Source organism: Gammaproteobacteria bacterium (assembly GCA_029882975.1).
GTDB lineage: Bacteria > Pseudomonadota > Gammaproteobacteria > SZUA-152 > SZUA-152 > JAJDNG01.
In genome coordinates, this window is record JAOUJW010000010.1 from 1 (window position 1) to 12713 (window position 12713).

Consider the following 12713-nt stretch of genomic DNA (forward strand, 5'->3'; position numbering starts at 1 on the left):
AAAAGTACCGTGATCTATCCCAATCGACCCACCATCGTATTATCCGATGTCTATAAAAATATTGCCGGTACTTTTTTTGTTCGAAAACCATTCCATATCGCCAGTTTGACTCGCGCTTTAAACCAGGCTGCGGTATTTGTGCAGGCTAAAGAGAGCCGCCCCAAATTGGTGGCCAATTCACAGCTAACGAGTACTCATACTCCTCGTCCGCAAGGCGCGGCCATTCACCATTTAAGTCACAGTAACAATAGCCCGACCGTACCCACGAGTGCCGACAATCAGGACTCTTCCGGTAAAGTTCTTTTTTATAAAGACAAAACCGGAGCGGCATCACAATTTGTGAAACCCGTGGCTAAAGAATCGGCCTTTGAGTCGCTTCCCAGTGCCAACGAATCCGGCATTATGTATATAACCAAAGCGGATTTTAAATTTGCTGCGGATGATCCGAGCGCATTGGCCCAGATACAATACCGGCCACAAGAACTGTTGCTGGGATATGTGCAAAAGGCCTATAGGGAAGCCATATATCGTCGTTGTGATGTGAGATTGGAAGGGCCTTGGAGGCCTATTACGGTGTATTTCCAGGATAATGAAATTGGTGTAGAAAAAAACCTGCGCCACTTGTATGCCTTGTCGTTGGTTCGGTTGTCACCGGAGCAAGTCAAAATTACTGTATTAAAGCGTCATAGGCAGGGAGACAACTCGGCTGAATTGCGCATGCCTATGGAACAGTTTTTGTGGAAGTTAGCCTTGCGAACCAGTCTGGGGCGCGTGCCCGAGGGGACCAGTTTGTACGCACCGGTAAAGTTGCGTCGTTGGCCCGATTTGTCCCGCAATGCTCTGACGCCTTATGCGTATCGAATTGCCGCCTTATGGACCCGACAAAGTACGTCCATCTTACATACGGCGGATATACTGAACATACCCTTGCGCTACATTTTGGTTTTTTATTCTGCTGCGTTGGCGGCGGGCTTAATGGGTAAGTCGTCACCGGCACCACAACAAGGCTTTTCAGAGCAAGAGCCCGTTTTGGCAGCGCATTCGCACAGAAATATATTCAAGCTCATTGTTAATCGCTTTCGCGATGTGTAGGAGTGGTAATTATTCTTATGTCCAGCTACAAGATCATATTTACCGGGCCGGTAGGTGCCGGGAAAACAACGGCCATCAGCAGTATTAGTGATATTCCGCCGGTATCCACTGAGGAAAAAGCCACTGATGAAGTTCAACTGGCTAAAAACAAAACTACAGTGGCTATGGACTACGGTAAGGTAAATTTAAATGGTAGCGAGTGTGTCCATTTATACGGTACTCCCGGCCAGGAGCGTTTTGACTTTATGTGGGAAATCTTAACCAAAGGCGGATTGGGGTTGGTGCTGCTATTAGACAATACACGGCCTAAACCGTTTACGGACTTAAGCTACTTCCTGTCTCGTTTTGATTCGTTTATTCAGGATACCCACGTGGCTATTGGTGTAACCCGAATGGATATTAACGCAAAACCCACCATAGACCAGTACCACGATCAACTGCAGGCTTTGGGATTGAATTACCCCGTATTTAGCGTAGATGCTCGAAGAAAGGAGGATATTGCCTCTTTAATTAAAGCATTGGTGTTTTCATTGGACCCCTGTGCTGTAGGGTAAAACATGCCTGCGTATCGAATCAAACAAAACCTGTATTTGTATCCTACGCCTGCGGGCACCTTTTACACTATATCGGCAGATACCGACGACCCCGAACGGCAGTTATTGCAAACCCTGTTTCAGTTGAAATCCAGTCCCAAGGTGGACTTGGAGTTATTGGCGAATATTTGCGGCCTAGGTAACCGCAAAGATATGGTGGAGTTATTGCACCACATGCAGACCTTGGGGTGGTTACAAGGCTGTTCAGCTGCACGGCGTGTTTATAGCGGCCCCTTGGAGCAGGTGTTGCCTCAAATGCTGGGGATGTTGTCCGGAGATAAAAAAGCGTTGTTGGCGGACCAGGAAGGGTTTTACATTTCCCAATGCGGTTTTGACCAGGAACAGGCTGAATATTTAGCGGCATTGAGCGCGGACTTGTCCGGTCTACAGAAAAAGTACAGTGACTTTCTTAGCAGCGGACTGGCTTTGAACTACGATGCCTGGGCTATCCCCGATGCTTTTGGTAACAGTCAGCTGGGTTTTTGGTCTTTATATATAGGAGGGCAGCGGTTTGTATTGCTTGTGCAGGGTGTGCCGAGGTTTAATGCGCCGGTACTGACCGAATTTGTTTGGGCTTTGACTCACCGTTATGGTGAGGCATAGGTCCCTGGAATTGATGTTGTCAGGAGTAAAAACAATGAGAGCAGACATCATGGGTTCTATTTTGGCTGAACTGAATGATTCCTCCGCCGATATCGAAGCTTCCGCGGTTATATCCGGAGACGGATTGACCTTAGCGGCCGTGAGTGAAAAATCTCTGGATCAGGATAAAGTGGGGGCCATGAGTGCAGCTATGTTGTCCTTGGGCGAACGTACGGCACAGGAACTGGCCCGGGGCGAGTTGGAACAATTGATGATAAAAGGTAAGTCCGGTTATGTATTAATGACTCATGCCGGGCCGGATACCGTGGTTACGGTGTTAGCGCGGCCCAAAGCAAAATTGGGTTTGATTTTTCTGGATGTAAAACGGTTTACGGAGAATATTTCCAGAGCCTTACAGTGATTTCCAAAGATAATTTTCAACGATAGCCATCTGCTGTTAGTACAGCTGGCAAAACCAAGGCCGGTCATCACCGGCTTTGGGCGTTTAGCGGACGTGGTTTTGTTGATTCTACAACGGCGCGGTGCCTACATCGAATGAATTAAGTGAAGGTTCCTTATAGGAATCAATACCTTTAATCTGAACTGTTGAATTTACAATCATTTATTGATGTAGACTTTAGAGGGAAAGATATGGCGCCGTTATATTGATACCCATTATCACAACATTTAGATCATTATGGATAAGAATGGAATCGTAGGGGTTGCTGCTGTAATGCTGGTGCTTTGCAACGCATTATTGCTGTTTGTAACCGAAATTGATGCCACTATGTTTGCAGTAATGCTGCTTCAGGATATGGTTTTGATCTCGGTTTTTGTGGCTCTGATGAAGCACTTGCAGCGTCAAACAGACTCGATAGAGGCATATTTCAACCAGCAGAGCTCGCAAGAGGTGCTGGATTTCAAACAAGCCCTCGATCCAGGCAAATATACATTGTTGCAACCTTTGGTAAACACAATAAACAAATATAACGACACTATACTTAAGCGGGTCGATAGTGTGGCGCAATCCTGTGGTCGGCTGATTCCCATGTCGAAAGAATTGGGAGAAACCTACAGTAATATCACCCAAAAAACGTCCATGCTTACCCAATTGAGTGAAACGGTTACTCGCTCCATGCATGAGATGAATGAAGCCGGGATTCAAGTGCGGGACAATGTAAAAGCGATTGACGAGACCGTCCATTCAACCGAAGTTGTGGTGCAGCAGTGCCAGTCGGTGGTAGGGGACGCAGTTCTCAGTATCAACGAATTGGCGTCCGATATAAGCCGGTGTGTGGATGAATTGGCGCAGTTAAAAAGCGATACCGATAAAATTAATCGTGTATTGGAAGTCATTAGCGGTATTGCAGAGCAAACAAATCTTTTAGCTTTGAACGCGGCAATAGAGGCTGCCAGAGCCGGAGAACAGGGTAGAGGCTTTGCGGTTGTCGCCGATGAAGTCCGCGCACTGGCAGAGCAGACCCGGGTTTCCACCTCCGAAGTTCAAGTGATGATTGAGCGGATTCAAAGCGGTACCCAGAGAGTATCTCAGACCATGGACAGCAGCAGTGCCAGAACGGATGCCACCGTGCAACACTCTGATAATGTTCAGCAACAACTCATGCAAATTGTTGTGGCAGTACAAAATATTAATACGGTGGCGGAAAACATTAATTGTTCAGTTCATTCCCAAAGCGAGGCCGCAAAACAGGCCCAGTATTCCGTCAACGGCTTAGCCGAACTAAATGGCGAAGCCTTGAAAGCGAGTTGTTTGCACGGTGTATCTCGCGAAGATTTGATTAAGCTGGGTGAAACATTGCGCGCTAAACTGAGCGGGCTCAGTGTTAATTCGGACCATTGGGGAGGGGCTACCCGAACTAAGGTTAGAAACGATTTTGTCGAAGGTGCGAATGAACCTATGGAGCTGTTTTAGGAAATATCTGTATCATATTGTAATTATTAAAGTTTCCTCTATTTATTCCATTTTGCCGTAAAGCTTGTAATAATTTTTCGAACCTATATATTAGAAAATACTAATTATCTGAATATTAAAGAGGCGAAGCTATGGTCACGGCAGTTACGAAAGACAATTTTACAGACATTATTAACAACAATGACATGGTTATCGTCGATTTCTGGGCGCCTTGGTGTGGTCCCTGCAAATCATTCGCTCCGGTGTTCGAAGCCGTGGCTGAGGCCAATCCGGACGTGACATTTGCCAAAGTGAACACTGAAGAGCAACAGGAACTGGCTGCTCATTTTCAAATACGTTCCATTCCTACCTTGATGGTTTTTCGTGAGCAAATCATTATTTTTTCAAATGCCGGTGCCTTACCACAAAGTGCAATGGAAGAATTAATAACCCAAGTGAAAACCATCGATATGGATCAGGTTCGGGAAGAGATTGCCCAAAGCGAGGCCGTGGCTGCAACTGCTAAATCGGAATAAAACACAACCCTCCGCCCGGCAGCGGGCGGAGGGTTTTCATTTGCCTGGAAAACCCGGTGCCGTATGTTTAGGGTTGCGCTAAAGCAATGTAAGCAACGGTTTCGTTGACATGGCGGCCGCTGAGTTTGGCTTCTTCCTCCTGCAAACGCAAATCACAACTACCGGGATTAATGTTACGTTGTCGCGTGACCACCGGGTCTGTGCCATTGCGGGTCATGCATTGGCTCAACACTGTTGGTGCCGTAGTAAACATGCTGTTGAAATTTACGGTTTTCCAGTTATGGTTGGTTGATGTTGTTCCGGCTTCCAAAAGTGTGCCATTACGCATGCGGTGGCTGCCGGATTCCAGTACCAAAAAGCTGATATCTTCAAAGTTGTGGATTCCATCCAGGTAAGCCCATTCCTCGATTTGCAATTCAAAAAAGTCATGGTCCGTGGATTGCAAACGAATTTGTGCCGGTTGATCGCCGTTGAAGCTGCTAATCTTGGCGATCACCACCGGAGACTGGTAACTGTTTCTCAATGTCACTCGTTCCCATTGTTTGCGACCCGGCTGACCCATACGCAGTTTGGCAATTTCACCAATGACCCGCCCGGATGCGTTATAGATTAAACCGGGGTTTCCCATCAAATAGCCTATGGCTTCGGCAACATGCGTCACTTCCCGGTCCCTGGACTTTTCCTCTTGCACCGAGACCTGCAAATGGTCCGCTGTTGCATTTTGGATTCGCACCGATGCCGTATTATTGCCGGCAAAGGTTTGCATATCCGCTAAGGCACAGGGGGCGTTTCCATAATCCACATTCAGGTTTATGGTGGACCATTGGTGGGTTACCGATGTTGCGGTGGTGTTGAATTCAAACTGGGTTTCTTCACCATCGTAGAGGTATCCCAGATCCCGCGTGTTCAGCACATCAGTTGGTGTCACCACATCCACCATGGCTTCCGTGGGTACCATAGTCAGTGCTGTGGCTACAGTGGCGGAGGTAGGCGTTGAAGCCGCAGCATCCCAGGGCCACATATTGTCATTGGGACCATGGCCTTGACCCACAAAAATGTCGGCGTCGTTGTAATGTGCCACTCCCGGATGGCGTTGTTGCCACATGGCCCAAATACGGTCGATTTGAGCGTGATGCATGAAAAAGATGGGATCATTGGGAGAAGTCATCCGGCCCATATCGCCGCCCACCCAGCCGTGTACACCATTGTGCATAGAGTTGTGTGTAGCGGTCAGTCCGGAGCCTCCTTCGAGTGCCGGGCGAAAACTGCTGTAAGTATTCATTTCCATCGTTTCAATGATGGCGTCTGCGGTGGGTAAGGATCCCGGTCCGGCGGTTCCGGTGCGTCTAAGGGTGGCGGAGAATGCCTGTAAATCCGGGTGGATGCTCCATCCCAACGGGTTTTGTGGAGTTGGACTCGAGGCAAAATAGCCACTGCTGATGATACCGCCTCTTGGACCCATGTGGTCGTCCACAAACAAGTCGTTGGTTTCCTCGTCGGTACCAAAGCCCCAGTTCCAATAGGGTAGGCTGACTTGTGGGTCCACGGCCGCCAGGGCTTCTTCGTAACGGCGTAGGTATTCCCGATGCCAGGGGAGAAACGCCGGACCGTTGTGGGCACCATCCACCCCTGCGGCCGGTCCTGTACCGCCCAATCCGAGTCCCCAGACACACCAATGCATAGCTACAAACTGGTCGTAAATACTCACACCGGATCCGGCCGGGAAAGTGTGTTTCAGGGCGACGACAGCATTTAAATAGCGCTTCCATTCGGCGTCGGATAATAACGCAGCATTTTTCCGGATTCTCATCAGAAGTCCTCCCTATTGGCCTAAGCGGTTGTCGACCAGAGCCTGGGCCAGGTCTTGTATGGATTGAAAGGTACAATAGGGTAATTCATCGGAGTAACATTCTTTGGATTCCGGGTCGATGCTGACAGGCGTTTCTTTGCCGCTGATAAGAAGCTTGGGTGAGGAGGATTCCTCAAACATAATCTGCGTGTCTCGATAGTTTAGTGCGTCCATATGAGCTCCTGTTGTTATACAACGTGTTATGCAGCGTGTTATACAGCGTATGATACAGCGCGTAGTACAGCAGAGGTTTGAGTGAGTTACAGATTTACTACAGGAATCGATTCGGTTGCAGCAGAGTAAATCACCCTAGCATAGGGTTGTTTACCTGTGGGGCGTAAGACACAATAAAATTACATTTCATCCACCATTCGGTAAATCGGTGCCGCGCAATCTGCAGACAGTGTCTTTTATATGATTGCCACAGGACTCATTTCTTGAGAGTTGTACATTGCTTAGGCAAAATGGTGTGCAATTGTTTATGGATTAGCCGCCAGAGTCGGACATTTTCGTGTCCGCTTGCTTTTGTCGGGATGGTTTGGTTTATAATCCAAACTCTGAAAATAATAACGGCGCGGCGTATCAAGCGTTAGGAGCTCGATAATGATAACTAGAATGACGTTAAGGATGGCAGCAGTTATAGTGGAGTCACTAAAAAAAACCGTCTTACTGCTTACGTTTTTCAGTGCAACTGCCGTTATGGCCGAGCCGCTGATCAATGAATTTGTTTTTAATCACACTGGAAGCGATACATCAGAATACGTAGAAATCAGCGGCGGTGTTAATACAGATTATTCCACCTACACTATTATCGCAATAGAAGGGGACAGCCCCAACAGCGGCAGCATCGATGCGGTGTTCTCTGTGGGTAATACTGATGCCTCCGGTATTTGGTATACCGGTTTTCTCAATAACGCACTAGAGAACGGTAGCGTGACACTTTTGTTGGTGGATCAGTTTAGCGGTCTTTTGGGTCAGGATCTGGATACGGATGACAATGGTACGTTGGATATAACTCCCTGGAGTCGTATAGCAGACGCTGTCGCCGTTCATGACGGCGGCACCGCGGATCACACGTATACCTCTGTGGTATTAACGGCTGGGTTTGATGGCGGTACCAATACGGTGGGCGCTGCCTCGCGCATACCCAACGCCGGCGACACCGACAGTAGCGGCGACTGGGTTCGCAATGACTTTCACGGTGAAGGCCTACCCGGTTTCAACGGCACGCCGGAACAAGGTGAGGCGTTAAACACCCCCGGTATAGTCAATGCCTTACCACTTATTGAACCACCTGCCATTAATTTAGCAATCTACCAAATTCAGGGCGCTGCTCACGTCTCTCCTTATGTAGGAGAAAAAGTAAGTACCCAAGGTGTGGTGACAGCCAGTCGCTCCTCCAGCTTTTACTTACAAGACCTGCAAGGAGATTCGGACCCGGCCACATCTGACGCCATTTTGGTGTTCGCCGGTTCCGGCCATGGGGTTGTAGTGGGAGATAAGGTGGAAGTTACCGGTACCGTGGTGGAGTTTTATCCCGGTGGATTTTCTGCTGGAAATCTGGCCACCACAGAGATTATTCAGCCACAGATTAAGATCTTATCCAAGGCTAACGTTTTACCCTTGCCCGTGATTATTGGATCTGGTGGACGTATACCTCCAGACAGCAGTATAGATAGCGACTCCAATGGTGATGCCAATAGTGGTGATTTTACCCCTGAAAGCGATGGTCTGGATTTTTACGAAAGTTTGGAAGCTATGTTGGTACAGATCGACGACGCTATTGTGGTGGACAGCAATCGTTTTGGTGAAATCACGGTCGTTGGGGATAATGGAGCCAATGCCAGCGGATTAAACTCAAGAGGCGGTATCAGTATCAGCGCCGAGGACTATAATCCTGAACGTATAATTATCGATGATGCAATAATTTTCAATGAACCCCGAGTTTCCGTGGGCGATGCCTTTACAGCACCCGTGCTGGGCGTTGTGGATTACAGTTTTGGTAATTTTAAAGTTTTAAACATGGAGCCGTTACCTGCTGTGTTGAGAGGAAATTTATCCAGAGAAGTTACGCCATTGCAAAGCAGTGCAACCCGGCTTACCGTGGCAGGTTTTAATGTCGAAAATCTCAATGCGGGTAGCCCAATCAATAAGATCAACGGTTTGGCCGGACAAATTGTCAATAATCTTAAGAGCCCGGATATTATAGGCTTGCAGGAAATTCAGGACAGCAGCGGTAGCCGTAATGATGCTGTCACTGCCGCCCAGGATACTGCCAATACATTGATCGACGCCATAATTGCTGCCGGCGGTCCAGTGTATACCTACCGTGATATTGCACCCGAGGACAATCAAGATGGCGGGCAACCGGGTGCTAATATTCGCGTCGGATTCTTATACCAGGCGGATCGAGTGGTTCTGACTGAGCGACCGGGCGGGGATGCGGTTACCGCTACTTCCCTTAGCAAAGGCGCGGATGGTGTACAACTCAGCTTCAGTCCCGGGCGAATTGATCCCACTAACCCGGCTTTTGCGGATAGTCGCAAACCGCTGGCGGCGGAGTTTATGTTTAACAATAGAAAAGTGTTCCTAATAGTGAATCACTTTAACTCCAAAGGCGGGGATGATCCATTGTTCGGTCGGGTGCAACCGCCCATGCGCCCGTCAGAAAACATCCGCGGCCGACAGGCGCTTATCGTGGCCGGGTTTGTGGAAAATATTCTGGCCTTGGATGATGACGCCAATATAGTCGTTCTAGGTGATTTAAATGATTTTGCTTTTTCCAGTGCCGTACAAACGCTGACGTCTGTTGATGATATGGAAAATCTGTTGCAGCGACTGCCACAAAACGAACAGTATTCTTTCATTTTCGAAGGCAATTCGCAGCTATTGGATCACATTTTGGTGAGTGAAGAACTCGCTGAACATAACATGGCAGAAGTGGACATCGTCCATGTAAATTCTGAATACCATTATCGCAATCGTTGGTCGGATCACGATCCGGTCGTTGCACGGTTTTGCATGGACCGGGATGAACCGAAACTCACAACGGAGCTTCAGGTCGTGGCCAAGGATGCCAATCGAATTACACTCAAAGTAAACGTATCCGTGCAGGATGAAGACCCGGAAGTGATGCTAAACCTGCTTGGTGTCTATGGCACCCATTCGGGTAAAGACTCAGAAGTGGAAGTGTTGGATGACTTCACGTTTCGTCTGTCAAATCGTCACGCCGAAAAAGGCCATTACAGTGTTAAATACAAAGCCAAAGATACTTGTGGCAACAAGGAAACGACCAAAGTGAAATTGACTTCGAAGTCTGAACACTAGCAGGCAAGACCGAAGTGTATGCATTGCTTTGATCACGTTCTGTTGCTTGAGAGCGGTATGTATCTTTAAGACGGTTACCGGATTGCGCTGCTCTAACCCAGTCTGCGCTTGCAAGATTGATGTGTGTGCAAGCGTGGGGTGGGGGCTTGCGTAATCCACTGTGCGACAGGTGGAGAATACCTCCAACTTTTCAAATGAAACGACCAAGCGTATTCCATCAACACCATCGTGCGCCTGGCATCCCTTTCGGTTTAATAATCCACCCGCCGGCGCATGGATTTCCTATCACCGCGACGTTTTTTCTGATCCAAACGAGCCTGATTATCCGCGACCGAGCGGCGCTTTTTTAACCTGGGCTTGGGTTTTTCCGCTGCACGTTGAATGAAATGCACCAAACGTTCTACTGCCTCGCGTTTGTTTCGTTCCTGACTTCGGTGTCGTCGTGCTGTGATGACCAGTTCATTATCACGATTCACCCGCGAACCGGCCAGTGTAATTAATCGTTGTTGCACGTCTTCCGGCAATCGATGACAGCGTAAGATATCAAAACGTAACTGAATCGCAGTCATATTTTTATTGATATTCTGTCCGCCCGGTCCCGAGGAAAATAATGGGTGAAAACTAATATCGTCATTAGTGAGGGACAGTGAATCGTTTATTTTTATGTCATTCATACAAAATTCTAAGAAGTCATTGCCGGAACCTATAATGCGGCGTGCTTGCCTAAAGCTTGAGGAAAAATTCCGATGATGTGAACGGGGGTCCGGTTATCCAATTCCATAAGTGGCACGTAGTGTATAGCGGTTTTGTCAAATTGCAAGGAATTAGTCCCGGAATCGCATTGCCATTATTCGTCATAATTGTTCCTGAACTTTGCCATTTTGTTTTGCTGTAATAAGAATAATCAATTCGATAGGGTCATTGTTATGGGTAATTCAATATTTTCTTGGTTGAATGAAAATCCTGCCGGAAAAGCATTTTTAGTTGTATTTCTGATAATCTTATTGCAGATACCGATAAATACAATTCGTTCTTTAGTGTACGAGCGTCAATCTACCGAACGCGGTGCGATTGAGGAGGTGCAATCCAAATGGGGGGGAGAGCAGTTTGTTTCCGGTCCTATGCTGGTTATTCCGTATAAAGTGAAACGGCTATGGCACAATGCTGAAACGGGTAAGAAAGAGCTAAAAACGTATATTGAAAAAGCCGTGTTTTTTCCTCAAGAATACCGGGTTACCGGTAATCTGCACAGTGAAACGCGGTACCGGGGTATTTTCGAAGTTCCTCTATATAAAAGTAAAATTCGATTTGAAGGATATTTCAACGAACCGGATTTTTCGGATTGGGAGATTCAGCAGAAAGACGTACTTTGGAAAAAAGCCCGTTTGATCATGCCGGTGTCGGATGCGCGGTCAATTCAAAAACAAGCTTCTCTGGATTGGAATGGAGGCAAACTGCAGTTTTTACCGGGGACAGATCAAGTTGTGGGAAACAAGGAGGGCTACCATGTTCCATTGAACCAGTTTGAGGGCAGCCAAGACCACTATACATTTGAGTTTGAACTATTACTGAATGGCAGCAAATCCCTGTATTTCGCTCCTTTGGGTAATAACAGTTTAATAGAAATTATTGCACCGTGGAAGGATCCCAGTTTTCAGGGTAAATGGCTACCCACGACACGGGAAGTGACTGACGCCGGATTTCGGTCCCAATGGCAAATTCCTTACCTGGGGCGTAACTATCCGCAAAAAACTCGTGATTTCTCCTCTATTAAGGAACATCTGAGCGATTCCATGGTGGGGGTGGAACTCATAAGGCCTGTTGATAACTACCGCATGACTCAGCGAAGTTTGAAGTATCAACTGGTGTTTTTTGCACTCACCTTCGCCGTAATTTGGATTATGGAATTGATGGTGGGTTTACGCTTGCATCTGATGCAATATCTGTTCATCGGTGCCGGCTTGTGTATGTTCTATTTGCTGGAGCTTTCTCTTTCTGAGCATTTGGGGTTTTATTGGGCTTATGCTATTGCCGCTGCGGCAGTAGTGACTATGGTCAGTAGTTACTCCTATGTGGTTGTTCGTACCCCCAAGCGGGTTGCCATCATTGGTGTAGGATTGACCGTCCTGTATCTGTATTTGCTTTCACTCTTGCAAGAACAAAATTATTCTTTGTTGATCGGTAGCTTGGGTTTGTTTCTGGTGTTGGGATTTGCCATGTATGCCACCCGTCGTATCGATTGGCATCAAATGATGAGCAAACCAATATTAGAGCCACCCCTGAAGGAAGGTGTTTGATGTTTATCGCCCATGCTTGTGCCGGATATCTATGGACACGGCATTTCATTCGCAGCAATGAGAACCGCGAGCTGTCGTCCAAGTTGGTCCCGTACGTAGGTTTCGGCATTTTTTGCAGTATCTTACCGGACTTGGATTTGCTGTATTTCTATACGCTGGACAATCGCCAAAACCCGCACCACAGTTATTGGACGCACATGCCGTTTTTCTGGCTCACAGTGTCTGCGTTGGTGTACGGAATCGGGACACGGTTACTGCGAAAGATCCCCGCGGCCGTCAGTATCATACTTGGAGTGAACACTTGTTTACATTTGGTGCTGGATTCTGTCGCCGGGGGCATTTACTGGTTTTACCCGCTGAGTGATGCTTATGTGGTTTGGGTACCCATTACGGCTCGTTTTGACTGGTGGGTCTGGAATTTTATATTCCACTGGGTATTTTTGATGGAACTGTTAATCGTGTCGCTGGCGGTATGGGTGTACCAAAGAGACCGTCAGTGGGTGTCGCCGGCGAATAGGGTATAAG

General features: G+C 47.6%; 12 protein-coding genes. 9 read left to right on the forward strand and 3 right to left on the reverse strand.

Features of this window, described 5'->3' with window-relative positions; genetic code table 11:
• From OEY58_09110 to trxA, 6 genes are all read left to right on the forward strand, one after another.
• Positions 1–1092: hypothetical protein (locus tag OEY58_09110; GenBank protein ID MDH5325604.1), on the forward strand; the 1092-nt coding region annotated here is incomplete at its 5' end.
• A gap of 17 nt (positions 1093–1109) precedes the next feature.
• Positions 1110–1646, forward strand: coding sequence for an ATP/GTP-binding protein (locus tag OEY58_09115; GenBank protein MDH5325605.1), 537 nt, complete (start codon positions 1110–1112; stop codon positions 1644–1646).
• A gap of 3 nt (positions 1647–1649) precedes the next feature.
• Complete coding sequence (locus OEY58_09120) at positions 1650–2288, forward strand: hypothetical protein (GenBank protein ID MDH5325606.1); 639 nt, start codon at positions 1650–1652, stop codon at positions 2286–2288.
• Between the two features lie 34 nt (positions 2289–2322).
• The gene (locus tag OEY58_09125; protein MDH5325607.1) at positions 2323–2688 is read left to right on the forward strand and encodes a roadblock/LC7 domain-containing protein; all 366 of its coding nucleotides are present in this window, start codon (positions 2323–2325) and stop codon (positions 2686–2688) included.
• Positions 2689–2964: 276 nt separating this feature from the next.
• Positions 2965–4200: a methyl-accepting chemotaxis protein gene (locus tag OEY58_09130; protein ID MDH5325608.1), complete on the forward strand. Its 1236-nt coding sequence runs from the start codon at positions 2965–2967 to the stop codon at positions 4198–4200.
• 131 nt (positions 4201–4331) lie between these two features.
• Positions 4332–4715, forward strand: coding sequence for a thioredoxin (gene trxA, locus OEY58_09135; GenBank protein ID MDH5325609.1), 384 nt, complete (start codon positions 4332–4334; stop codon positions 4713–4715).
• A gap of 67 nt (positions 4716–4782) precedes the next feature.
• Here trxA and OEY58_09140 read toward each other — a convergent pair whose 3' ends face one another.
• Together OEY58_09140 and OEY58_09145 are read right to left on the reverse strand one after the other, a co-directional pair.
• Positions 4783–6525 carry a tyrosinase family protein gene (locus OEY58_09140; protein MDH5325610.1) on the reverse strand — a complete coding sequence of 581 codons (1743 nt, stop codon included), beginning with the start codon at positions 6523–6525 and terminating at the stop codon, positions 4783–4785.
• Positions 6526–6537: 12 nt separating this feature from the next.
• Positions 6538–6738, reverse strand: a complete 201-nt coding sequence (locus OEY58_09145; GenBank protein MDH5325611.1) for a hypothetical protein — start codon at positions 6736–6738, stop codon at positions 6538–6540.
• Between the two features lie 453 nt (positions 6739–7191).
• Between OEY58_09145 and OEY58_09150 the strand changes: the two genes are divergently transcribed.
• A complete protein-coding gene (locus OEY58_09150; GenBank protein MDH5325612.1) occupies positions 7192–9891 on the forward strand; it encodes an endonuclease/exonuclease/phosphatase family protein in 2700 nt (899 codons plus the stop codon).
• Between the two features lie 251 nt (positions 9892–10142).
• On the opposite strand, the gene arfB is transcribed toward OEY58_09150, so the two are convergent.
• Positions 10143–10565 (reverse strand): alternative ribosome rescue aminoacyl-tRNA hydrolase ArfB, encoded by a 423-nt coding sequence (gene arfB / locus OEY58_09155; protein MDH5325613.1) that lies wholly within the window; start codon positions 10563–10565, stop codon positions 10143–10145.
• Between the two features lie 252 nt (positions 10566–10817).
• On the opposite strand from arfB, the gene creD reads away from it, so the two are divergent.
• The gene (gene creD / locus OEY58_09160) at positions 10818–12188 is read left to right on the forward strand and encodes a cell envelope integrity protein CreD (GenBank protein ID MDH5325614.1); all 1371 of its coding nucleotides are present in this window, start codon (positions 10818–10820) and stop codon (positions 12186–12188) included.
• The gene (locus OEY58_09165; protein ID MDH5325615.1) at positions 12188–12712 is read left to right on the forward strand and encodes a metal-dependent hydrolase; all 525 of its coding nucleotides are present in this window, start codon (positions 12188–12190) and stop codon (positions 12710–12712) included. Before creD ends, OEY58_09165 begins: the two co-directional genes overlap by 1 nt.
• Position 12713 lies beyond the last annotated feature (1 nt).